A 22,071-nucleotide genomic window follows, 5' to 3' on the forward strand; every position below is an offset into this window, starting at 1 on the left:
GCATATAACCCTAAAGCCGACCCACGTCAACGCGCATTTTCAAGGAAACGCCGCCTTTCTCCAAGGCTCAGCGGTTCTTAAAGGCAGGCTTACGCTTTTCGATGAAGGCCGTCATCCCCTCTTTCTGGTCTTCGGTGGAAAACAGGCTATGGAAAAGCCGGCGCTCGAAGCGCAGACCTTCGTCCAGGGTCGTCTCCAAGGCGCGGTTGACCGCTTCCTTGGCCATCAGAACGGAAGGACGCGACAGCGAGGCAATCCTGGCGGCCGCCTCCAGCGCCTCGTCCAACAGGCGCTCGGGCGCCACCACACGTGAAACGAGTCCTGCGCGCTCCGCTTCGGCGGCATCCATCATCCGGCCGGTGAGGATCAGATCCATGGCCTTATATCTGCCGACGGCGCGCGTCAGCCGCTGAGAGCCGCCCATGCCGGGGATGACGCCGAGGGTGATCTCGGGTTGGCCGAACTTGGCAGTCTCCGAAGCGATGATGATGTCACACATCATCGCGAGTTCGCAGCCACCGCCAAGCGCAAAGCCGCTGACGGCAGCGATGACAGGCTTGCGCACCTTGGCAACGTCGTCCCAGCCGCTCATCAGATCGCGGCTATAGACATCGACATAGCCGAGAGGCTGCATTTCCTTGATGTCGGCACCGGCGGCGAATGCGCGCTCGGAGCCAGTCAAAACGATCGCACCAATAGCGTCGTCGGCCTGGAAGGCTTCATGAACCTGTAGAAGCTCCTTCAGCACTGTCGAATTCAGCGCGTTCAGCGCCTGCGGGCGATTCAATGTGATGAGCCCTACCGCCCCGCGAGTTTCGACGATCAGCGTTTCGTAGGCCATGGACAATCCTCCCGTTATTTTTGGCAGTCAGGGCAGTAGAAGGTCGAGCGCCCCGCCTGAACGATGCGCGCGACCGTACCGCCGCAACCGGGCGTGCGGCAAGGTAGACTTTCGCGATCATAGACCGAGAAAGAGTGCTGGAAATACCCGAGAGACCCATCCGTCTGGATATGATCCCGCAGGGACGAGCCCCCCGCCTTGATGGCGTCGGCGATGACGCCGCGGATCGACGCAACGAGGAGGTCCATCTGCTTGCTCGGCTTACCGGTCTTGGTGACGACAGTCGCCGCTGCCCGGGTGGGGCGCAAATGCGCGCGCCACAGCGCCTCGCAGACATAGATATTGCCGAGCCCGGCAATATTCTTTTGATCGAGCAGCGCGCTCTTCAGCGGCTGCGCCTTGCCCATGAATCGTTCCGCCAGATAGGCAGCGCTGAGTTCGTTGCCGGTCGGCTCCGGCCCGAGGCCGAAGAGGAAGGGATTGAGATCAAGCTCGGAGCGCTGCGCCATATCCATGAAGCCGAAGCGGCGCGGGTCATTATAGATGACGCGGCTGATGCCATTCGGTCCTTCCAGGTGGAAGATCGCGTGGTCGTGCTTTTCATCCTTCGAACGGGCATGATGAAACTCGCCGGGAGCATCGGATAGCGGTCCTGCCTCGATGCGGAAGGAACCTGACATGCCGAGATGCGAGATGATCGTCGTGCCGTCATCGAGATCGATCAGCAGATATTTGGCGCGGCGACCGAGCGCGACGATTTCGCGACCGGTTGCCCGCGCCTCCAAACCGTCCGGAAAGGGAAACCGCAGGTCCTTGCGGCGCAGTTCCAGGCGGGCGATCCGCGCGCCTTCCATGGTGGGGGCAAGCCCGCGTCTGACGGTTTCGACTTCTGGCAATTCCGGCATCTTAACCCATCTATATCTAACATGTTTCAACCACGGGCGTTGTGCGCTATAGCGCCAAGGTGCCGCAGCTTTGACCGTGGCCCACAGATAGCGCTGCGCGGGTCCGTTCGCTATGGTCGCCGCGCCGATTTCAGATAGATGGAGTATTTCGATGTCAGAAAGCCGTACCTCCGCCGAAGGCGGCATGGAAACATCCTACGGCTTCCGCGAAGTGGCGGATGGTGAAAAACAGGGCCTCGTCAACGAGGTCTTCCATAAGGTCGCCAAGCGCTACGACATCATGAACGACGTCATGTCGGTCGGCATGCACCGCGTCTGGAAGGATGCGATGATCTCAGCCCTCAATCCGCGCAAGGAACCCGGCTACAAGGTTCTCGACGTTGCCGGCGGCACCGGCGATATCGCGTTTCGCATCGTCGAGGCCTCGAACCGGCAGGCCCATGCAACCGTGCTCGACATCAACGGCTCGATGCTCGCCGTCGGAGCCGAACGCGCCGCCAAGAAGAAGCTCTCCGACAACCTGACTTTCGTCGAGGCCAACGCCGAGGACTTGCCGTTCGAAGCAAACAGCTTCGACGCCTATACGATTGCCTTCGGCATCCGCAACGTGCCGCGCATCGACGTGGCGCTCAGCGAAGCCCATCGCGTGCTGAAGCGCGGCGGCCGGCTGCTCGTGCTCGAATTCTCCGAAGTGGACATGCCACTGCTCGACCGCGTCTATGACAGCTGGTCGTTCAACGCCATTCCGAAGTTCGGCAAGGCGATCACCGGCGAGGCCGAGCCCTATCAGTATCTCGTCGAATCCATCCGTAAGTTCCCCAACCAGGAGAACTTCGCCGAGATGATCCGCAATGCCGGCTTCTCGCGCGTGAGCTTCACGAATTATACCGGCGGCATCGCAGCCCTTCATTCCGGCTGGAAGCTCTGACGCATGGTTGAGGGCACATCGTTCACCCGCTGGCTTTCGCAGGCAGGCAATCCGGCATGAGCACTCTGGGGGCATATTTCCGGCTCTCTCGCGTCGGCTGGATTCTGGTGCGCGAAGGTGTAATTTCGGCCCTGCCGTCGGAAGATCTTCCGCCGTCCGTCGGCATCGCCAAGTCGTTTGTCGGCTTGTTCGCGCGCAATCGTTCGAAATCGAAGAAGCGCAGCGACCGGCTGGCGCAGGCGGTGGAGCGGCTCGGCCCCTCCTACGTGAAGATCGGCCAGTTCCTGGCGACGCGTCCGGATGTCGTCGGCGTCGAGTTTGCCGACGATCTGTCGCAGCTTCAGGACCGCATGGCATTCTTTCCGCTCGCAGCGGCCAAGGCGAGCATCGCCGGGTCTCTCGGCCGCCCGATCGAGGAGCTTTATGCGAGCTTCGATGAGCCGATTGCAGCGGCTTCGATTGCCCAGGTGCACCCCGCCGAGGTCGATACGCCTGCCGGACGCAAGAAGGTTGCGGTCAAGGTCGTCCGCCCCGGCGTGCGCCAGCGGTTCACGCATGATATCGAGGCGATGTACCTCGTCGCTCACATGCAGGAGCGCTTCATGCCTTCTAGCCGGCGCCTGAGGCCGGTGGAGGTCACGAAGACACTGGAGCAGACCACCAAGGTCGAAATGGACTTGCGGCTGGAGGCTGCGGCCCTTTCCGAGATTGCTGAAAACACCGAGAAGGACCCGGGCTTCCGTGTGCCGAAGGTGGATTGGGAGCGCACCGGCCGCGACGTGATCACAATGGAGTGGATCGACGGCGTGAAGATGTCGGATGTCGAGGGCCTGCGCGCCGCCGGCCACGATCTCAACCTGCTCGCGGACACGTTGATCCAGTCGTTCCTCCGCCACACGCTGCGCGACGGCTTCTTCCACGCCGACATGCATCCCGGTAACCTCTTTGTCGACGAACACGGCGATATCGTCGCCGTTGACATGGGGATCGTCGGACGCCTGGGGAAAAAAGAACGCCGCTTCCTCGCCGAAATTCTCTTCGGCTTCATCACCCGCGACTATATCCGGGTCGCGGAGGTCCACTTCGAAGCCGGCTACGTGCCGGGCCACCACAATGTCGAGAGCTTCGCGCAGGCGATCCGCGCGATCGGCGAGCCGATTCATGGCCAGCCTGCCGAGACGATCTCGATGGGCAAGCTGCTGACGCTGCTATTCGAGGTGACTGAACTCTTCGACATGGCGACGCGGCCGGAACTGGTCATGCTGCAGAAGACCATGGTCGTTGTCGAAGGCGTGTCGCGCATGCTCAATCCACGCTTCAACATGTGGAAGGCGTCCGAACCCGTCGTCGGCGATTGGATCCGCAACAATCTCGGTCCGAAGCGCATCGTCACCGATCTCAAGGACGGGCTGAAGGCGGCTGTGAAGCTTGCCGAAGCGGCGCCGGAGATTGCCGCCAAGACCGAGAAGTTTCACCATCAGCTGCTACAGATGAGCGAGAATGGATTGCGGTTCGACGCGGAAACGGCCGAGGCGATCGGCAAATCCGAGGCGCGCCACAATCGCTCTGGTCGGGCCGCCCTCTGGATTATCGCTCTTGCTCTTCTCTATATAGCCTGGGTGATCACCTGATCCATCGCAATGCATGCTGTGTTCGATATTTGGGATATCCCCTTCAGTAGCGCCGTCGCATACTCTCACTTTTCAAGGAGATATGGCAGATGAAGCATGAACGCCCCCGCATCGAACTTTCCGGGCAACCGCTCAGCTTTGCTGAGATGGTGAGGGTCGGATCGGGCAAGGTGGCGCTGTCAGCTTCCGCGACCGGAATGGCCCGCATCGAGATTGCCCGCGGGATCGTTGAGGACGCGATCAAGGCCGGGATGCCCGTCTACGGGGCGACCACCGGCGTCGGCGCCATGAAGGATGTCGAGTGGTCTCCGGAGGACCTAGACGCTTTCAATCTCGGGCTGGTACGTGCGCATCACTTCGGCACCGGGACACCGTTTTCGAGCTCCGTGGTGCGCAACGCGATGGCCATTCGCATCAACACCGCATTGACGGGACAGGTCGGCTGCACGCGTGAACTCGTCGATGCCTATATGCGCATGCTGGAGGCCGACATCATCCCGGTCGTCCGCCGCACCGGCTCCATTGGTTGCGCCGACATCGGTCTCATGGGCCAGATCGGCGCCGTGCTGACCGGCGTCGGGGAAGCGATTTACCGTGGCAAGCGCATGCAGGCGGCCGATGCCTTCGCCGCGGCCGGCATGAAGCCCTTCACCATGGCTCCGCGCGACAGCCTGGCGTCGCTCAGCGTCAACGCGGTGAGCTTTGCCGCGGCGGCGGACGCGACCCGCAGCGCCGCGGCCTCCATACGCGTGCTGCTGGCCTCGGGGATGATGGCGTCAGGCGCGCTCGGCGCCTCCCGCGACCCGTGGCTTTCCGTCCGCCATGTCGGCACCTCCCGGGAGGCCCTGATCGGCTCCTGGCTCTGCAATGCGTCGGACGCCTGGCAATGGCCAGTCAAGACCCACGTCCAGGACCCGTTGAGCTTGCGCATGATCGCGCAGGTCTTCGGGGCGGTGATCGAGAACCTGCTGACGACGGGCCACAAGATTTTGGCCGCCACCGGACGCTCCGACGACAACCCCGTCGTCGTCGAGGGGCGGGTGATGACCTCGGGCGGGTCGCTACCGCTCGACGTGACGATCCTTCTCGAATCGGCTGCTCTCTGCATGGCGCACGCGGCCCGCAATGCCTTCAACCGCTGCGTCCTGCTCGGCAACGGCCAGCGCCGCGACCTGCCGGTCAATCTCGTGCCGCCCGGCCGTATCGCCACCGGTTTCGGCCCGATTATCAAGCTGGCCGGCGAAATCTTCTCCCGCGTGCTGTCGATGTCGAACCCGGTTTCCGCGCAGTCGCTGGTGGTCGCAGCCGGGCTTGAGGACGAGGCCGCGTTCCTGCCGCTGGTGATCGAGCGTTTCGAGCGTCAGATGCGGGCACTGATGCGCCTCGCCGCTCTCGAGGCGCTGCTTTCCGCACAGGCCGTGGACATCCTCGGCGACAAGCCGAAAGGTGTCGGCGGAATGCTCTATGACGTCGTTCGCAAGCATGCGGACTTTTATACGGTCGACCGGCCACTTTCTGCCGAGGTGGAAGCGATCGAGGAAGAATTCGGCTCCGACGCCTTCATGTCCAAGCTGATCGAAGAGGTGCCTATCGCATCCTTCGACGATTTCTTTGCGCTCGGCTCGCTGGCGCGCATCGAGCAGCGCCTGACCCAGGAACCGGTCGCCATCTGATCCTTCAATATTCGCCACGGAGCAAGCGGCATGGCTGATTTCGATCTCGTTCTGCAAGGCACGGTCGTTTTGCCGGAGCGCATTCTGGAAGCCGGCTACGTTGCCGTCCGCGATGGCAAGATTGCGGAAATCGGCCTCGGCGTACCGCCTGCCGCCCGCGAACGCAATCTCCTCGGCAAGGCATTGATCCTGCCCGGAGCAATCGACGCCCAAGTTCACTCTCTGTCGCAGAAGAACCAGGAGGATTTCATCTGGTCGACGCGCTCGGCTGCTGCCGGCGGCGTGACGACGATCGTCGACATGCCCTATGATGAAGGCAATCTTGTCTGTTCGGCGGAAGCGGTAAAGAAGAAGATCGCCTCTGCCGGCCCGCAGGCGCGGGTCGATTTTGCGCTCTACGGCACCGTGGATCCCGAGGAAGGCGCCAAGCGGGTCGCCGAAATGGTGGATGCCGGCGTTGCCGCCTTCAAGTTCTCGACGTTTGGCACGGATCCGAAACGTTTTCCGCGCATTCCCCCTGCCCTGTTGGACGAATGCTTTGCCGCAATTGCGCCGACCGGGCTGACCGCCGGCGTCCACAACGAGGATGACGAGGCCGTCCGCACCTACATGGAGCGCGTGAAAGCAAGCGGGATCACCGATTGGCGGGCGCATGGGCTGTCGCGGCCGCCGATCACCGAACTGCTGGCAATGCACACCATCTTTGAAACCGGCGCCAATACGGGATGCCCCTCGCATGTGGTCCATTGCTCGCTCGGACGCGGCTATGACATCGCGCGCGCCTATCGCCGTGACGGTTTCGAGGCGACGGTGGAATGCTGCATTCACTATCTGACGCTGGACGAGGAAAACGACGTCAAACGCCTCGGCGGCAAGGCGAAGATCAATCCGCCGATCCGGCCGCGTGCCGAGGTCGAGGCGCTGTGGCGCAGGGTTGCCGAGGGCAATGTCTGGCTGGTTTCGACGGATCACGTCAGCTGGTCCGAAAATCGCAAGACCAATCCTGACATGTTGGCGAACGCGTCCGGTGTGCCCGGGCTCGAGGTGATGGTGCCGCTCTTCATCAAGGGTGCCGCCGAGCGCGGTATCCCGCTGACCTGGGCGGCCAAGCTGATGGCAGAGAACCCGGCAAAGCATTTCCGCCTCGACCACGTGAAGGGAGCGCTCACGCCAGGCAAGGACGCCGATATCGTCGTGCTTGAGCCGCGCGAAACGGTCTATGACGCAGCTGCGAGCGGCAACAACGTGGTCGGCTGGAGCCCTTATAACGGCATCCGCCTTCCCTGGACGGTCGCCGCGACCTATCTGCGCGGGGAGAAGATCACCGATGGCGCGACGGTGCTGGCTGAACCGGGGACCGGGCGATTTGTCCATCCGCTGCCGAGGCAGGTGATCGCGGGAGCCGCAGAATGACCAGAAACCTGCCGGTCAACGCAGGTCGTATCGCCGAGGATATCGACGCCCTAGCGGGAATCACTGAACCCGGCCATCCCTGGACCCGCCGTGCCTTCTCGCCGCTCTTTCTCGAGGGGCGCGCCTATATCGAAGCGCGCATGCGAGCGGCTGGCCTTGAGACCCGGATCGATGCCGCCGGCAATCTGATCGGCAAGCGGCGGGGCGCCATCGACGGGCGCGGCACGATCATGCTCGGTTCGCATTCAGACACCGTGCCGGATGGCGGGCGTTTCGACGGCATTGCCGGCGTGGTGGCGGCGATTGAGGTCGCGCGTGCGCTCAGCGATCGGGGCATCGAGCTCGATCACGACCTGGAGATCGTCGACTTCCTTGCGGAGGAGGTCAGCATCTTCGGCGTTTCCTGTATCGGCAGCCGGGGCATGACCGGGCAACTGCCGGAAGCCTGGCTTTCGCGCGCGACGGAAGGACGCGACCTCGCCGAGGCCATTGCCGAGGTCGGCGGGCGCCCGGGCGTGCTGCAGCAGCAAAACAGGCCCGATATTTCGGGCTTTCTCGAACTGCATATCGAGCAGGGTCCGGTCCTTGAGAACGACGAGAAGAACGATATCGGCATCGTCACGGCGATCGCCGGGATCACCCGCATTGAGATCATCGTCGAAGGCCGCGCCGACCATGCCGGCACGACGCCGATGGATAGCCGCTCGGATGCGCTGGTCGCCGCCGCACAACTCGTCCTCGATATCCGCAATGCCGCAGCCGCCCGGGCGAAGACGCCGGGGCATTTTGCGGCGACGGTCGGCGAGTTCCGGATCGAGCCGAATGCCGCCAACGTCGTTCCCTCGAAGGTCGTCCTGCTGATCGATGGGCGCGCCGAGATTCGCAACGACATGGAGGCCTTCTGCGAGTGGCTGGACGAACATGTCATAAAGTTAGCCATCGCTTACGGAGCGTCCATCAAAAGCCCGATGCGCGTCTCCGACAACTATCCGACGCCGAGCGATGCCGGGCTATTGAAGACGCTCGAAAGGGCTTGCGAAACCGCCGGCGCCAGGCACCGGCGAATGGCATCGGGCGCCGGTCACGACATGGCCTGGATTGCCAAGGTGGCGCCCGCCGCGATGATCTTCGTACCCTGCAAGGAGGGGCGCAGCCACTCCGCTGACGAGTGGGCCGAGAACGACGACATCGCGCTTGGGGCGGCCGTGCTTTTCGAAGCCGTCATGGACATGGACAAGAGCTTGAAGCAGGAGAATGCCTGATGGGACGCATACTCGTTGAGAAGGACGTCGAAGCAGCGGTCAAGGGCGGGTCGGTCTATGCCGCCGGCGGCGGCGGCTGGGCGGATCACGGACGCATGCTCGGCTATGCAGCGGTCAACGTCGGCAAGCCGGAACTTGTGTCGATCGACGAGCTGAAGGACGACGACTGGATCGCGACGGCCGCCGCGATCGGCGCGCCGGCTTCCACGACACCCTGGGAGATGCAGGGCATCGACTATGTGAAGGCGGTGCAGCTGCTGCAGGACGAACTCGGCGAAAAACTGTCCGGCCTGATCATCGGCCAGAACGGCAAGTCGTCGACGCTGAACGGCTGGCTGCCCTCCGCCATTCTCGGAACAAAAGTCGTCGATGCCGTCGGCGATATCCGCGCGCATCCGACCGGCGACATGGGCTCGATCGGCATGGCGGGCTCGCCCGAGCAGATGATCCAGACGGCGGTCGGCGGAAACCGCGCCGAAAGCCGATACATCGAGCTTGTCGTGAAGGGGGCGACGGCGAAGATCTCGCCGATCCTGCGGGCGGCTTCCGACCAGTCGGGCGGCTTCATCGCCAGCTGCCGCAATCCGCTGCGCGCCTCTTATGTGCGTACCCACGCAGCACTTGGCGGCATCTCGATGGCGTTGGCGCTGGGCGAGGCGATCATTGCGGCTGAGAAGAACGGCGGTTCAGCCGTGATCGATGCCATCTGCAAGACAACAGGCGGGCACATCCTGGCCGAAGGCATCATCACCAAGAAGAACGTCGTCTATACCAAGGAGGCCTTCGACATCGGCACGATCGTCGTCGGCTCCGGCGACAAGGCGGTGACCATGCATGTGATGAACGAATACATGGCCGTCGACGACATCGAGGGCAAACGGATCGCCACCTTCCCCTCGGTTATCACAACGCTCTCGCCCGAGGGCGAGCCGCTGAGCGTCGGTCAGTTGAAGGGTGGGATGCATGTCTTCATCCTGCATGTGCCGATGAGCATCATTCCGCTGTCGGCAAGCGTTCTCGACCCGACCGTCTATCCCCCGGTGGAGAAGGCGATGGGGATCGAGCTTGCCCGCTACGCGCTCGCGGCAAAGGCCTGATCGCATGGCGCGGGACGTCGGCCTCGAGGAATTGCTGAGGGAAGAGCTGGGTACTATGTCCGGTCTCAGCGAGAAGCCGATGTTCGGTGGTTTGGCCTTTCTGCTCGACGGCAATCTCCTTTGCGGCGCCCGACAAGACGGCATGCTGGTCCGCCTCGGCAAAGGCAATGACGGCTGGGCGCTCGATTTGCCCGGCGCGGTGCAGATGCTTTCCGGCGGTCGCGCCATGCACGGCTGGATCCGGGTCGGCGCGGAGATTTACGGCGATGACGATTTGCGGCGCCGCCTCCTGGAGACCGCGACGGCCTTTGTGCGCTCACTGCCCGCCAAGTGAACGGAGCTTGGGCCCAAGAGACCCAAAAAAGACAGAGATAGAGGAACGACCAAGATGCCGAAGCCCAATCCACGTCACCCGAAATTTCCGATACCGGGCGGGCCGGAGCTGCGCGCCAAGGGTTGGCGGCAGGAGGCGCTGCTGCGGCTCCTGGAGAACGTTCTCTCCGTCGGTGAGGATCCGGACAATCTCATCGTCTATGCCGCGCTCGGCAAGGCAGCGCGCAACTGGGCGGCGCACAAGGGCATCGTCAAGGCACTGACCGAAATGGACGAGGACCAGACGCTGCTGATCCAGTCCGGCAAGCCGATCGGCCTCGTGAAGACGCATCCGAAGGCGCCGCTTGTCATCATGGCGAACTGCAACATCGTCGGGCAATGGGCGAAGGCCGAGGTCTTCTACGAGCTGCAGCGCAAGGGGCTGATCTGCTGGGGTGGGCTGACGGCTGGCGCGTGGCAGTATATCGGCAGCCAGGGCGTCATCCAGGGCACCTATGAAATCTTCATGCGCATTGCCGAGCGCCGGTTCGGCGGTGATCTCTTCGGACGCTTCGTGCTGACGGCGGGGCTCGGCGGAATGGGCGGCGCGCAGCCGCTCGCCGGCCGCATGGCGGGGGCCGCCATCCTCTGCATCGACATCGATCCCGAGCGCGCGAAGAAGCGCCAGGAGATCGGCTACTTGCAGGAAATCGCGCCGGATCTCGATACGGCGCTTGCGATGATCGATGCTGCCGTGAAGGACAAGCGGGCGCTTTCGGTTGGTCTCGTCGGCAATGCTGCGGAAATCTATCCCGAGATCGCGCGGCGCGGCATCGTGCCGGATATCGTCACCGACCAGACCTCCGCGCACGACCTCGTCTACGGCTACGTGCCGAAGGGCATGAGCCTTGCGCAGGTTCGCGAACTGCGCGAGGACGGTCAAGGACAGCTGATGGCGGCAAGCCGAGCTTCGATCGTGCAGCACGTCACTGCCATGCTGGACTTCCAGAAGAAGGGCTCCGAGGTCTTCGACAATGGCAACCTTATCCGCACACAGGCCAAGGAAGGCGGCGTCGCCAACGCTTTCGACATTCCGATCTTCACCGAAGCCTATCTGCGACCGCTCTTTGCCCGGGCAATCGGCCCTTTCCGCTGGATGGCACTGTCAGGCGCGGAAAGTGATATCGCCCGGATCGACGTTCTGCTGCTCGAAATGTTCCCAGACAACAAGATCATCACCAACTGGATCCGGTTGGCGCGCGAGCACGTGCCCTTCGAAGGACTGCCGGCGCGTATTGCCTGGCTCGGTCACGGTGAACGCACGATGCTTGCCCGCCGGGTCAACGAGCTCGTAGCAAGCGGTGAACTGAAAGGGCCCGTCGCCTTCTCGCGGGATCATCTTGATGCCGGCGCGATGGCGCATCCGAACATCATGACCGAGCGGATGAAGGACGGCTCCGACGCGATCGCCGACTGGCCGCTGATCGACGCGATGATGCTCTGCTCGTCGATGGCCGATCTCGTCGTCGTCCATTCCGGCGGCGGCGGCTATGCCGGCTACATGACGAGCTGCGGCGTCACCGTCGTGGCCGATGGCACCGACGCTGCCGACGAGCGGCTCGACCATGCGCTTACCAACGACACGGCGCTTGGCGTCATGCGCTATGCCGATGCCGGCTATGACGAGGCGCTCGACGAGGTGGCCAAGAAGGACGTTCCCTACATTAGGCTCGGATAGCGCTAAGGCACCTGTCTCGGAAACATTTCTGTCCGATTACGCTATGGCGTGGCGCAACCGATCGATCGCAGGTCGTGCGCCTCTGATAGAGATCGAGTGTTGATTCGACGCTGCCCTTCCAACGAACGGACCCGCCATGCAGCCCCGCACCTACGGTATGCTCCTCGTCAGCATTGCTACGATCATGTGGAGCACCGCGGGGCTCTTCGTCCGCGCGCTCGATCTCGATGTCTGGACCGTGCTCGGATGGCGCTCGCTGTTTGGCGGTCTGGCGCTGACGATCATCATTCTGGCAAAGAAGCGGATCAGTGCGGAACCCGGCAAGGTACCGCTCTATTTCTATCCGCTGTTCGGTCTCATGGCCGCTATATCGATGTATGGCTACATCGGCGCGCTGAAGCTGACGACAGTCGCCAACGTGCTGGCGATCTATGCGACCGTCCCGTTCGTCGCGGCAGCCATCGCTTATGTCTGGTTGAAGGAGAAGATCAGCAGGCGTGTGCTCATCGCCAGTATGATCGCCTTCGTTGGCGTTCTGATCGTTGCAGGTTTCGGCGCGAGGCCCCAGGACATCGCCGGCAACGCGCTGGCGTTCTTGATGACGCTGACCTTCAGCATCCTGCTCGTCGCGGCGCGGCGCTACCCCGCACTGCGCTTGGCGCCGGTCAATGCGCTTGGATCCGGCTTCTGCGTGCTGCTCTGCCTGCCACTGATGTCGCACGCGATACCGAGCCTGCAGGAGATCCTCGTGCTTGCCGTCTTCGGGTCGACGACATCGGGAATCGCCTATCTACTGTTCATGACCGGCGGCCGCTATATTCCCTCGAGCGAGGCCGGGTTGATCGGTCTGCTCGACGTCGTGCTCGGCCCGCTCTGGGTCTGGCTCGCCTTCTCCGAGACGCCAACGCTTTCCACGATCATCGGCGGCGTGATCATCCTGATCTCGGTCTTCTGGTATCTCTGGAGCGGCATGGCGCGGTCACAGCAGCCACGCCGCACCTTGAAGAACGTTTAGCCGACCCATTATTTTTCGCGAAGATTACCGCTTCGCCAGCTTTGCAGCGGTGAGCGCCGCGACCATGCCAAGCGCCAGCAGCGACAGCGTGAAGGCGACGACGGCGTTCCAGCCATCAGCACCCCAGAAATAGCCACCGACCGAACCGGCAACACTGGAGCCGATGTAGTAGGACAATAGATAAAGCGCGGACGCGTGCCCCTTGGTGCCATGGGCAAGGCGACCAACGAGGGCGCTCGCCACCGAGTGGGCGACGAAGAAGCCCGATGTCAGCAACACGATGCCAAAGACGATCAGCGGCAGCGAGGATGACAGCGTGACCGCGACGCCGACCGCCGCAATCGCAATGCCGGCCGGCAGTACGATGAAATGGCCGATGCGATCTCCAAGCAGGCCGGCGATCCAGGATGCGGCGATACCGAACAGATAGACCGTGAAGATCAGGCCGAGTTCCGTCTGGTTGAGATTGTATGGCGGCTGAACGAGGCGGAAACCGATGTAGTTGTAGACCGTGACGAAGCTGCCCATGGCGAGAAATCCGATGGCGAAGAGCAATGGCAAGGCCGGGTTGCCGATGTGGCCGACCCAGGCCCTCACGTGAAAGCGGACATCAAAACCCTTACGCGGCGCAAAATTGCGCGACGCGGGCAGCAGCAGGAAGAAGCCAATTGCCGCGGCAAGGCCGAGTAGGCCAAGCGAACCCAATGCAATGCGCCATGAGAAGAACTCAGCCAATGTTCCGGTGACGACGCGGCCTGCCATGCCGCCAAAAGCATTACCGGCGATGTAAAGACCCATTGAGGCGCCAAGACCGCGGGGATCGATCTCTTCCGAGAGATAGGCCATCGCCACGGCCGGCACGCCACCCAGCAGCAACCCTTCTAGCGCGCGGATGACGAGCAGCGCGTGCCAGCTCGACACGAGGGCGCAGGCGATCGTGCAAAGGGCAGCCCCGAGCAACGAGGCGAATATCAGGATGCGGCGGCCGAAGCTTTCGGAGACGGCAGCGGCACAGAAGATCGCGAAGGCGAGAAAGCCGGTCGACAGAGATAACGACAGAGAGCTCGCGGCCGGGCTCACGCCGAAGTCCGCGGCAAAGATCGGCATCAGTGGCTGCACGCAATAGAGCAGCGAGAAGGTAGCAAAGCCGGAAAGGAAGAGGGCGAGGCTGGCACGTCGATAAGGTGACGTGCCGCGCAGCAAGAACTGCTTTTCCTGCATTTCCGCCGTCGTTCGCACGAGGTGGAGATTCGGACGGGGATGGGTTTCGGAGGCGTCTGGCGAGCTGTTTGCGGCGCGTTGCATTGGGGGTACCAACCTTTCACGCCTTTTGATCTAGCCAGCAGCGCGCCATTTGTCCAATATATGAAAATACCATTCTTCATAGCTTTTGGAGATACCGATGGAGTTGCGCCATATCCGCTATTTTCTCGCCGTCGCCGAAGAGGGAAATTTCACCCGCGCCGCAGCAAAACTCGGCATCGGCCAGCCGCCACTCAGCCAACAGATCCGCGATCTTGAAAACGAGATCGGGGCGGCACTGTTTCATCGCGTCCCACATGGCGCGGAACTGACGGAGGCGGGGAGCGCCTTTTTGCCGGAGGGTCGCGCTGCCATCGCGGCCGCCGAGAAGGCGAAGCTCGCCGCCCAGCGCGCCACCCGAGGCGAGACCGGTCGGCTGGCGCTCGGCTTCACGGCGTCCTCAGCCTTCAACACGGCGGTCAGCGGCACGATCCGTCGCTTTCGCGGGCAGTGGCCAGAGGTGAGCCTCTCCTTGACCGAGATGAACAGCAACTGGCTGATGGAGAAACTGCTGCGTGAGGAAATCGACGTTGCCTTCATCAGGCCCGGCCTGGAGGATCCGAAGAACGTCACGCTGAAACGCCTGGCGGATGAGCCGATGCTGATTGCCTTGCCGGCGCACCACCCGCTTGCGAAATACGAGAAGGTGCCCGTGTCGGCGCTTGCCGGCGAGCCGTTCATTCTGTTTCCGCGGACGGTTGGCCTCAGTCTCTATGATGATATCGTGCGTGGCTGCCGCGATGCCGGTTTCGAGCTTGTCGTGACGCAGGAGGCGCCGCAGATCCCATCCGTCGTCAATCTGGTCGCCGCCGATCTTGGCGTATCGATTGTGCCAGCCTCGATTGCCCACCTGACACTCGACGGGGTCGCCTATCGCCAGATCGAGGGGCCGCCGCTGGTGGCGCGTCTCGGGCTTGCGATGCTGAAGGCGCAGCGGTCGCGCGTCGCCGCAAACATGATGAGCCTCGTCTGATCAGCCGGCAGGATCCCAATAGGGCGGATCGCCGAAGGTCTTGCGCAGGTGGTCGGCGACAGCGCGCAGCTTGGCGGACGGATTGCGCCCCTCCGGATGCGCCATGTAGATAAACTCGGCTTCCGGCCTGTAGCCGACATCGATCTCCTGCAGCTGTCCCACACTGATAGCAGGCCCAGCAATGAAGGCTGGCAGAAGCGCGATACCGAGACCCGCAGCCGCGGCATCGCGGATCATGTCTCCATTGTTCATGCCGACGGCCTGGCTTGCCCGCACGACGATGGCTCCATCCGGCGTCTGGAACCGCCAGTCCGCAACGCCCCGGTTGGTGTAGAAGATGCCTTTATGGCCATCGAGATCGGCAAGGGTCTTCGGCACACCATGGCGGCTGAGATAATCCGGTGATGCGACCAAAAGCCGACGGCTGCGACTGAGTTTCCACACGACCAACCGGGAGTCGACGATCGGACCGTGCCGGACCACGGCATCATACCCTTCCGAGGAGACATCGACGCGGCGGTCGTCGATGTCGAGCACCAGTCGGATTTCCGGATGCGCGGCCAGAAACGGGTATAGCGCGGGGCCAAGATGCATGCGCCCGAAGGTAACGGGGGCGGCAATGCGCAGCGGGCCGGACAACGTGCCTCGGCGCACCGCCATCTCGGCGGTGGCTTCCTCGATTTCCTGAACGATCCGCGTCGCGCGCTCCAGAAAGGCCGTGCCGTCTTCTGTCAAAGTGAGTTTTCGCGTGGTGCGATGCAGAAGCACACCGCCAAGCGACTTTTCAAGCTCCGCAAGCCTCTCGCTGACGACAGACTTCGATAGGCGCAGGCGTCGGGCAGCCTCGCTGACCGAGCCGGATTCCACGATCGCCACGAAGGCCGTTATTCCCTCAACCCTGATCATCGTTCGGCAAATCCGAATTCGAGTTCCACCATTTGGAGACTAATCCGAACGAAAAGAAAATGCCATCTTCTGCCCATCGAAAGGGACGGCAATCGCCATCCCAACCCCATACTGGAGATGGAACAATGAACCGCTTGAATGGAAAAGTCGCCATCGTCACTGGCGCAAGTGCCGGCATCGGTCGCGCAACGGCCAAGCTCTTTGCGGCCGAAGGCGCCAAGGTCGTCGTCGGCGCCCGCCGCCAGGCTGAACTCGAAAGCCTGGTCGCAGAGATCAAGGCAGCCGGCGGATATGCCGTTGCAGTTGCCGGCGACGTCCGCTCGGAAGACTATCACAAGGCGCTGGTCGCCACCGCCGTCGAGCGCTACGGCAAGCTCGACATTGCCTTCAACAATGCCGGCATCCTTGGCGAAGCCGGCCCGAGCACCGGTGTTTCCGAGGCCGGTTTCACCGAAGCGCTGACGATCAACCTGACGGCCTCCTTCCTGGCTGCCAAGCATCAGATCGCGCAGATGGAAAAGGATGGCGGCGGCTCCGTCATCTTCACCTCGACTTTCGTCGGCTACAGCTTCGCCTTCCCCGGCGTTGCCGCTTATGCCGCCAGCAAATCCGGCCTTATTGGCCTGACGCAGGCGCTCGCTGCCGAATTCGGCCCGAAGAACGTGCGCGTAAACGCGGTTCTGCCGGGTGCGGTCGATACCGACATGTATCGCGAGATGAACGACACTGAGGGCAAGCAGAGCTTCATCACCAACCTGCATGCGCTGAAGCGTGTCGCAGCGCCAGAGGAACTTGCGCGCTCCGTACTCTACCTCGCATCCGACGACTCGAGCTTCGTCACCGGTACGGCCTCGTTGGTCGATGGTGGCGCATCGATCACCCGCACCTGATCCTGCGTTCGACTATCCGCTCTGACTGGACAAGCTTTCCGGAAAAGAGCGGATTATCGCGACGGCATTTTCATCACATCATCCAAGGCAGCAACGGGCGCTCGCCCAACGGGAACACAGGAACTCACGACAATGGCACGCTTACAGAACAAGACAGCCCTGATCACCGGCGGCACCAGCGGCATCGGCCTCGAAACCGCCCGTCAATTCATCGCCGAAGGCGCTCGCGTTGCCATCACCGGCAGCAGCGAAAAGAGCGTCGCGGCGGCCCGTGCCGAATTTGGCGACAAGGCGTTGGTCATCCAGGCGGATGCCGGCAACGCAGCCGGCCAGAAGGTCGTCGCCGGCGCGATCAAGGAGAGCTTCGGGCATCTCGACATTCTTTTCGTCAACGCCGGCGTGGCGGAGTTCGGTGCGCTCGAACAATGGAGCGAGGAAGCCTTCGACAGGTCGGTCGCGATCAACGTCAAGGGACCTTTCTTTCTGATCCAGGCCCTTCTGCCGCTGTTTTCGAAGCAGGCTTCGATCGTTCTCAACACGTCGATCAATGCCCATATCGGCATGCCGAATTCGAGCGTCTACGCCCTGACCAAGGGCGCGCTGCTGACGCTTGCAAAGACGCTCTCCGGTGAACTGATCGGCCGCGGCATTCGCGTCAACGCCGTCAGCCCCGGGCCCATCGCGACACCGCTCTATGGCAAGCTCGGCATGTCGGAAACCGACACCAAGGCAAGGGCGGCACAGATCCCGGTCGGCCGGTTCGGCGATGTCGGCGAAGTCGCCAAAACCATCATCTTCCTCGCCTCCGACGAGGCTCCCTACATCGTCGGCAGTGAGCTCGTTATCGATGGCGGGATGAGTAACCTCTGAGGACCGAGACCCATCAGAGGATGCCTGAGAAGGCCGCGGACCCCTCTCCTCCGCGGCCTTTCCGTGTTCATCAGCCGGCATCATGAGGACGACGGCGGGGAGGAGAAGCGCCGGATCGCGGCCCGCACTTACGCCGAACGCTTCGTCCTGCTCCTGATATAGACCCAGTCCGCTGCCAGCATGACGACCAGCGACAGGCCAACGAGCGGGAAGAACACTCCGCAAACAGCGAGCATCGCGATCAGGCCGCGGACAACACGCTTGTCAGCAGGCATCGGCGGGACGCCGAGCGAGCCCGCTGGGCGTCGCTTCCACCACATGACGGCCGCCGAAACCGCAAGCAGGATGATCGCCGCGCAAGCGGCAAGCAGCACCAGTTGGTTCGCAAGCCCGAACTGCTGACCGAGATGAGTGTTGATGCCCCATTCGAGCGATTTGCCGAGCGGACCGTAGTCGGCATAGCTCATGTCGATCAGCGGCGTCCCGGAATATTGGTCGAGATGCACGACCCGCTGCTTGGAAAGATCGTCGGGATAGACCGATCCGGTAAACACCCCATCCGCTGTGGTTGGTATGTTGACGGCGTAACCCCGATGCAGGCCAAGACGATCAAAGGTGGCTACGGCGTCATCGAGGCCAATCGCCTGTGCATGATGGGCGTGCCCTGACGAGTGCGGTACTTGCGCCTGCTCCAGCGACCAGGATGTCTTGGCGACGTGGTCGAGATGCTCGTCGGACATAGGCACGGCAACCCGCACGCCCGCGGGATAGCCGAAGTTGTTGCCATTGGCCCATTCGTTGACCTTGCCGCCCCAGACCCCCGACCAAGGCATGCCTGTGATGGCCAGGAAGACGATGAAGAAGCCGACGAAGATACCGGTGACCGCATGAGTGTCCCGCCAGAAGACCCGCCGCTTAGGGGTGCCGCGAACGGAGAGAACACCGCCTGTCTGTAGGCGTGGCCACCAGAGGTAGACGCCGGTGGCAACCAACAGGATCGACCATCCGGCGGCGATCTCGATCAGCATACGCGCGTAGTTGCCGAAATATTTGAGGCTGTGGAGGTAGCGGATCGTCCACATGACGGTGCCGCGATCCGGCAACGCGCCCAGCACCTTAGCGGTATACGGATTGACGTAGACGGCAAGTTTGCCTTCCGCCTCGGTGCCGATGGTGACTTCGGCAGATGCATCGGGCGTGGCAGGGTCGGTAAACTTGACTGCAATTCCGGGGTAAACAGCAAGGGCAGCAGCCACCATCGTGGAAGGTGCCGCGCGGTTTGCGCCTTGCTGCACTTCGACGCGCTTGAGTTCGGAATGGATCACCGCGTCAATCTCATCCTTGAACAGGTAGAGGCCGCCGGTGATCGCCAGCGTGATCATGAAGGGCAGGACAAGAAGGCCTGCGTAAAAATGCCAGCGCCAGACGGCGCGATAGAGGTCGGAGGCGGAGCGCGCGGAGGCGCTGACGCTCTCGCGACCGATGGTAAGATCGGACATGGAGGACTCCCAACGTAGGAAAATCGAACCTCGGCGTGACGCGCGCGAGGTCGAGCGATGACGTCAGGCGGTAATGGGAGGTGCTCGCGGTTCAGCGATCCGCCCGCGTAAAGCGGGCGAAACGTCAGCATCGGTTCGGATCGCTGCGTCGATTGCAGTTTCGACTGCGACGTAGAGGACCGCCGCCTGCGCGGCGAGAACTGCCGGCATGGCAGCCGATGCCAGACGGCAGAGCGTGCCGCACGGGCACTCGGGCGCCTTCTTGGCCGGCAAGTTGCCATGTCCGGCATCGTCGATGGAACCGTGTCCGCTTGAAGAGCAGATGATTGCGAAGGGATCGACGGCGGACGCCGCCATGGAACCCTGCACAGTGCCGCTCAGCAGTCCTTGGATCAGGAATAGACAGGCGACCAGCAGCGCGACGGCGCTGGCCGATACCCGATCCCGCAAGATGCTTCGCATGGTCCCCATGCTTCGCTCCATGCCACAAGAGGGCAGCATTGTCACTGCGACCAACGCGCTTCCGGTGCCGATTGCTTATTATTCCCCAAAGGCTTAGGGTTTGATGCAATCAGATAATCGATGGGAAAAGCCATGGTTCTCAGCGGCAAACGCATCCTCCTCATCATTTCAGGCGGGATCGCGGCCTATAAAAGCCTGGACTTGATCCGACGGCTCAGGGAGCGGGGTGCGTCCGTGCGACCGCTGATGACGACGGGGGCGCAGGAATTCGTGACGCCGCTTGCCGTCGGCGCACTCGCCGCCGATCATGTGTTCACCGATCTTTTCTCCCGCCAGGACGAGCAGGATGTCGGCCATATCCGGCTGGCGCGCGATTGCGACCTCGTGCTGATTGCGCCGGCGACGGCGGACCTGCTCGCCAAGATGGCGAATGGGCTTGCGGACGACCTTGCCTCGACGGTGCTGCTTGCGACCGACCGTCCGGTACTCGCCGCCCCCGCCATGAACCCGCACATGTGGGCGCATCCGGCAACCAAGCGCAACGTCGAGACCCTGCGCGGCGACCATATCCGTTTTATCGGACCGATGTCAGGCGAGATGGCGGAGAGCCGCGAAGCGGGCGTCGGCCGGATGGCTGAGCCGCTCGAGATCGTCGCGGCCGCGGAAGCGCTGCTCAACGATGGACCGAGGCCGCTTACCGGCCGCAAGGCGATCGTCACCTCGGGGCCGACTCATGAGCCGATCGACCCTGTGCGCTACATCGCCAATCGCTCTTCCGGCCGTCAGGGGCACGCGATTGCCGCCGCCCTCTCCGCCCTTGGGGCAGATGTGACACTCGTTTCCGGGCCAGTCTCGGTCCCTGATCCCATGGGTGTGAAGGTCATTCACGTCGAGCGCGCAGACCAGATGCGCGACGCCGTTCTCGCCGCGCTTCCTGTCGATGTCGCGGTGATGGTTGCGGCCGTCGCCGACTGGCGTGTTGCCTCGGCCGCCGACCAGAAGATCAAGAAGCATCCGGGCGAATCCATCCCGACGCTCGCGCTGACTGAAAATCCCGATATTCTGAAGACCGTCGGTCATCACACGCTGCGGCCGAAGCTGGTGATCGGCTTTGCGGCGGAGACCCAGGATGTCGAGAGCAACGCCATGGCGAAACTCGAACGCAAGGGGGCTGACATCATCGTCGCCAACGACGTTTCGCCCGCAACCGGCATCATGGGCGGCGTTCGCAACAGGGTGAAGATCGTCGCTCACAGCGGCATCGAACAGTGGCCAGACCTTGCGAAGGAAGAGGTTGCGACGAAGCTCGCGGCGATGATCGCTGAACGGCTCAAGCAGTAATCGCGACCGGGGCGGTCTTTGCCACGGCCAGCGCCGGACGAAACGGTGCGATATCGAGGCCAATGTCGGCAAGCGTAACGGCACTGCCATCCGGGATCTCCGCCCATGCATCGACATCGTCGTTGAGCGGCTCGGACACCAGGCAATAGCCCCTGCCGACAGGAGACGCGTAGAGCGTCGGCGCCTTGCGGTCGGTCGCATAACGGATCGCATAGAGTAACTTGCCATCGGAAAAGGCGGCCGTGTAGCGCACCAAGACTGAACCCAGGACGTTTTCGGCAAGGCCCTCTACGAAGCGTATCATCTCCGCCATGGCTGCCATCGGCGTCTGGCGCAGGCCAAACTGCAGGGCGAGCAGGAACATCAGTTCGGAATCGGTGGTCCCGCCGCGCGCGTTGAAAAGCTCATCGTCTAGCATGGCCTCCATGGGACGGCGCAGCCGTTCGAAGCCTGAGATCTGGCCGTTGTGCATGAAGGACCAGTTGCCGAAGGTGAAGGGATGGCAGTTGTCGCGCCGCGTGCCGCCGCCGGTGGCGGCCCGCACATGCGCCAAGAACAACGGCGACCGGATCTGCCGCGCAAGGCTCTTCAGGTTGCAGTCGGACCAAGCCGGCAAGGTATCGCGGTAGCGCCCTGGCTCCAGCCGGTCGCCATACCAGGCGATGCCGAAGCCGTCGCCATTGGTGGGGGTTTTGGCGCGGGTGGCGCAATGCGACTGCTCGATCAAGGAGTGCGCGGGCGAGGACACCAGTTCCTCCAGATAGAGGGGGTCTCCACGATAGGCTGCCCAGCGACACATGCTCTTTCCACTCCCGAGCCCGCCCTGAGGCGGGAGAATGCCGAAACGCGACAGTGATTGTCGAATCCGATGGTTAATAAGACCTGAACGGCCTCGTGGCTTGCAAGCGGAAGATGACAAATTTCCGGCGGCGGACGCGATCACATTGCGCAATGGCGCATCTTCTTTTGTGAACAGTGCGTTGCCGGGCAGGCTGATTTCGCGGATGCCGGTC

At 62.8% G+C, this 22,071-nt stretch carries 20 protein-coding genes; 13 read left to right on the forward strand and 7 right to left on the reverse strand.

The annotated features are described in order from the left end of the window. Positions 1-67: 67 nt before the first annotated feature. Both AF71_RS00850 and mutM read right to left on the reverse strand, forming a co-directional pair. Positions 68-841, reverse strand: coding sequence for an enoyl-CoA hydratase (locus tag AF71_RS00850; protein WP_018855136.1), 774 nt, complete (start codon positions 839-841; stop codon positions 68-70). A 14-nt stretch (positions 842-855) separates the two neighbouring features. Then, positions 856-1,746 (reverse strand): bifunctional DNA-formamidopyrimidine glycosylase/DNA-(apurinic or apyrimidinic site) lyase, encoded by an 891-nt coding sequence (gene mutM / locus AF71_RS00855; protein WP_169679258.1) that lies wholly within the window; start codon positions 1,744-1,746, stop codon positions 856-858. 151 nt (positions 1,747-1,897) lie between these two features. On the opposite strand from mutM, the gene ubiE reads away from it, so the two are divergent. The 9 genes from ubiE to AF71_RS00900 all read left to right on the forward strand — a co-directional run bounded on the left by ubiE (position 1,898) and on the right by AF71_RS00900 (position 12,815). After that, the gene (gene ubiE / locus AF71_RS00860; protein WP_025658684.1) at positions 1,898-2,674 is read left to right on the forward strand and encodes a bifunctional demethylmenaquinone methyltransferase/2-methoxy-6-polyprenyl-1,4-benzoquinol methylase UbiE; all 777 of its coding nucleotides are present in this window, start codon (positions 1,898-1,900) and stop codon (positions 2,672-2,674) included. 56 nt (positions 2,675-2,730) lie between these two features. Then, a complete protein-coding gene (gene ubiB, locus AF71_RS00865; protein WP_018855139.1) occupies positions 2,731-4,305 on the forward strand; it encodes a 2-polyprenylphenol 6-hydroxylase in 1,575 nt (524 codons plus the stop codon). Between the two features lie 89 nt (positions 4,306-4,394). Further along, positions 4,395-5,978 (forward strand): aromatic amino acid lyase, encoded by a 1,584-nt coding sequence (locus tag AF71_RS00870; protein ID WP_018855140.1) that lies wholly within the window; start codon positions 4,395-4,397, stop codon positions 5,976-5,978. A 30-nt stretch (positions 5,979-6,008) separates the two neighbouring features. Beyond that, positions 6,009-7,391: an amidohydrolase family protein gene (locus AF71_RS00875; protein WP_018855141.1), complete on the forward strand. Its 1,383-nt coding sequence runs from the start codon at positions 6,009-6,011 to the stop codon at positions 7,389-7,391. Continuing rightward, the gene (locus AF71_RS00880; protein ID WP_169679261.1) at positions 7,388-8,653 is read left to right on the forward strand and encodes a Zn-dependent hydrolase; all 1,266 of its coding nucleotides are present in this window, start codon (positions 7,388-7,390) and stop codon (positions 8,651-8,653) included. The genes AF71_RS00875 and AF71_RS00880 overlap by 4 nt, the downstream gene beginning before the upstream one ends. Next, positions 8,653-9,750 carry a DUF917 domain-containing protein gene (locus tag AF71_RS00885; RefSeq protein ID WP_169679264.1) on the forward strand — a complete coding sequence of 366 codons (1,098 nt, stop codon included), beginning with the start codon at positions 8,653-8,655 and terminating at the stop codon, positions 9,748-9,750. The genes AF71_RS00880 and AF71_RS00885 overlap by 1 nt, the downstream gene beginning before the upstream one ends. A gap of 4 nt (positions 9,751-9,754) precedes the next feature. Continuing rightward, the gene (locus AF71_RS00890) at positions 9,755-10,084 is read left to right on the forward strand and encodes a TfoX/Sxy family protein (protein WP_018855144.1); all 330 of its coding nucleotides are present in this window, start codon (positions 9,755-9,757) and stop codon (positions 10,082-10,084) included. 54 nt (positions 10,085-10,138) lie between these two features. Next, positions 10,139-11,800, forward strand: a complete 1,662-nt coding sequence (locus AF71_RS00895; RefSeq protein ID WP_169679267.1) for a urocanate hydratase — start codon at positions 10,139-10,141, stop codon at positions 11,798-11,800. A gap of 136 nt (positions 11,801-11,936) precedes the next feature. Further along, on the forward strand, positions 11,937-12,815 hold the full coding sequence (locus AF71_RS00900; RefSeq protein WP_112824782.1) for a DMT family transporter: 879 nt from the start codon (positions 11,937-11,939) through the stop codon (positions 12,813-12,815). 24 nt (positions 12,816-12,839) lie between these two features. On the opposite strand, the gene AF71_RS00905 is transcribed toward AF71_RS00900, so the two are convergent. Continuing rightward, complete coding sequence (locus tag AF71_RS00905; RefSeq protein ID WP_169679270.1) at positions 12,840-14,120, reverse strand: MFS transporter; 1,281 nt, start codon at positions 14,118-14,120, stop codon at positions 12,840-12,842. A 97-nt stretch (positions 14,121-14,217) separates the two neighbouring features. Here AF71_RS00905 and AF71_RS00910 point away from each other — a divergent pair, with 97 nt between their 5' ends. After that, positions 14,218-15,090, forward strand: coding sequence for a LysR family transcriptional regulator (locus AF71_RS00910; RefSeq protein WP_018855148.1), 873 nt, complete (start codon positions 14,218-14,220; stop codon positions 15,088-15,090). On the opposite strand, the gene AF71_RS00915 is transcribed toward AF71_RS00910, so the two are convergent. Continuing rightward, the gene (locus AF71_RS00915; protein ID WP_018855149.1) at positions 15,091-15,996 is read right to left on the reverse strand and encodes a LysR family transcriptional regulator; all 906 of its coding nucleotides are present in this window, start codon (positions 15,994-15,996) and stop codon (positions 15,091-15,093) included. A gap of 125 nt (positions 15,997-16,121) precedes the next feature. On the opposite strand from AF71_RS00915, the gene AF71_RS00920 reads away from it, so the two are divergent. Further along, positions 16,122-16,886, forward strand: coding sequence for an SDR family oxidoreductase (locus AF71_RS00920; protein ID WP_018855150.1), 765 nt, complete (start codon positions 16,122-16,124; stop codon positions 16,884-16,886). Between the two features lie 132 nt (positions 16,887-17,018). Continuing rightward, complete coding sequence (locus AF71_RS00925; RefSeq protein WP_169679273.1) at positions 17,019-17,756, forward strand: SDR family oxidoreductase; 738 nt, start codon at positions 17,019-17,021, stop codon at positions 17,754-17,756. 128 nt (positions 17,757-17,884) lie between these two features. Here AF71_RS00925 and AF71_RS00930 read toward each other — a convergent pair whose 3' ends face one another. Together AF71_RS00930 and AF71_RS00935 are read right to left on the reverse strand one after the other, a co-directional pair. Then, positions 17,885-19,255 carry a PepSY domain-containing protein gene (locus tag AF71_RS00930; protein WP_018855152.1) on the reverse strand — a complete coding sequence of 457 codons (1,371 nt, stop codon included), beginning with the start codon at positions 19,253-19,255 and terminating at the stop codon, positions 17,885-17,887. A gap of 63 nt (positions 19,256-19,318) precedes the next feature. Then, the gene (locus AF71_RS00935) at positions 19,319-19,726 is read right to left on the reverse strand and encodes a DUF2946 family protein (RefSeq protein WP_169679276.1); all 408 of its coding nucleotides are present in this window, start codon (positions 19,724-19,726) and stop codon (positions 19,319-19,321) included. A gap of 123 nt (positions 19,727-19,849) precedes the next feature. Here AF71_RS00935 and coaBC point away from each other — a divergent pair, with 123 nt between their 5' ends. After that, positions 19,850-21,058 (forward strand): bifunctional phosphopantothenoylcysteine decarboxylase/phosphopantothenate--cysteine ligase CoaBC, encoded by a 1,209-nt coding sequence (gene coaBC / locus AF71_RS00940; RefSeq protein ID WP_018855154.1) that lies wholly within the window; start codon positions 19,850-19,852, stop codon positions 21,056-21,058. Here the strand turns inward: coaBC and AF71_RS00945 are convergent. Further along, positions 21,048-21,857, reverse strand: coding sequence for a class II glutamine amidotransferase (locus AF71_RS00945; RefSeq protein WP_025658667.1), 810 nt, complete (start codon positions 21,855-21,857; stop codon positions 21,048-21,050). The two genes, coaBC and AF71_RS00945, sit on opposite strands and share 11 nt — an antisense overlap. Positions 21,858-22,071 lie beyond the last annotated feature (214 nt).

The sequence above is a fragment of the Rhizobium sp. 57MFTsu3.2 genome (genome assembly GCF_012932765.1).
In the GTDB taxonomy this organism is placed as follows: Bacteria; Pseudomonadota; Alphaproteobacteria; order Rhizobiales; family Rhizobiaceae; genus Rhizobium; species Rhizobium altiplani.

Excerpts from the sequence above, each read along its gene's own strand:
- AF71_RS00850 (WP_018855136.1), bottom strand. The coding sequence starts at position 841 with ATGGCCTACGAAACGCTGATCGTCGAAACTCGCGGGGCGGTAGGGCTC.
- mutM (WP_169679258.1), bottom strand. The coding sequence starts at position 1,746 with ATGCCGGAATTGCCAGAAGTCGAAACCGTCAGACGCGGGCTTGCCCCC.
- ubiE (WP_025658684.1), top strand. The coding sequence starts at position 1,898 with ATGTCAGAAAGCCGTACCTCCGCCGAAGGCGGCATGGAAACATCCTAC.
- ubiB (WP_018855139.1), top strand. The coding sequence starts at position 2,731 with ATGAGCACTCTGGGGGCATATTTCCGGCTCTCTCGCGTCGGCTGGATT.
- AF71_RS00870 (WP_018855140.1), top strand. The coding sequence starts at position 4,395 with ATGAAGCATGAACGCCCCCGCATCGAACTTTCCGGGCAACCGCTCAGC.
- AF71_RS00875 (WP_018855141.1), top strand. The coding sequence starts at position 6,009 with ATGGCTGATTTCGATCTCGTTCTGCAAGGCACGGTCGTTTTGCCGGAG.
- AF71_RS00880 (WP_169679261.1), top strand. The coding sequence starts at position 7,388 with ATGACCAGAAACCTGCCGGTCAACGCAGGTCGTATCGCCGAGGATATC.
- AF71_RS00885 (WP_169679264.1), top strand. The coding sequence starts at position 8,653 with ATGGGACGCATACTCGTTGAGAAGGACGTCGAAGCAGCGGTCAAGGGC.
- AF71_RS00890 (WP_018855144.1), top strand. The coding sequence starts at position 9,755 with ATGGCGCGGGACGTCGGCCTCGAGGAATTGCTGAGGGAAGAGCTGGGT.
- AF71_RS00895 (WP_169679267.1), top strand. The coding sequence starts at position 10,139 with ATGCCGAAGCCCAATCCACGTCACCCGAAATTTCCGATACCGGGCGGG.
- AF71_RS00900 (WP_112824782.1), top strand. The coding sequence starts at position 11,937 with ATGCAGCCCCGCACCTACGGTATGCTCCTCGTCAGCATTGCTACGATC.
- AF71_RS00905 (WP_169679270.1), bottom strand. The coding sequence starts at position 14,120 with ATGCAACGCGCCGCAAACAGCTCGCCAGACGCCTCCGAAACCCATCCC.
- AF71_RS00910 (WP_018855148.1), top strand. The coding sequence starts at position 14,218 with ATGGAGTTGCGCCATATCCGCTATTTTCTCGCCGTCGCCGAAGAGGGA.
- AF71_RS00915 (WP_018855149.1), bottom strand. The coding sequence starts at position 15,996 with ATGATCAGGGTTGAGGGAATAACGGCCTTCGTGGCGATCGTGGAATCC.
- AF71_RS00920 (WP_018855150.1), top strand. The coding sequence starts at position 16,122 with ATGAACCGCTTGAATGGAAAAGTCGCCATCGTCACTGGCGCAAGTGCC.
- AF71_RS00925 (WP_169679273.1), top strand. The coding sequence starts at position 17,019 with ATGGCACGCTTACAGAACAAGACAGCCCTGATCACCGGCGGCACCAGC.
- AF71_RS00930 (WP_018855152.1), bottom strand. The coding sequence starts at position 19,255 with ATGTCCGATCTTACCATCGGTCGCGAGAGCGTCAGCGCCTCCGCGCGC.
- AF71_RS00935 (WP_169679276.1), bottom strand. The coding sequence starts at position 19,726 with ATGGGGACCATGCGAAGCATCTTGCGGGATCGGGTATCGGCCAGCGCC.
- coaBC (WP_018855154.1), top strand. The coding sequence starts at position 19,850 with ATGGTTCTCAGCGGCAAACGCATCCTCCTCATCATTTCAGGCGGGATC.
- AF71_RS00945 (WP_025658667.1), bottom strand. The coding sequence starts at position 21,857 with ATGTGTCGCTGGGCAGCCTATCGTGGAGACCCCCTCTATCTGGAGGAA.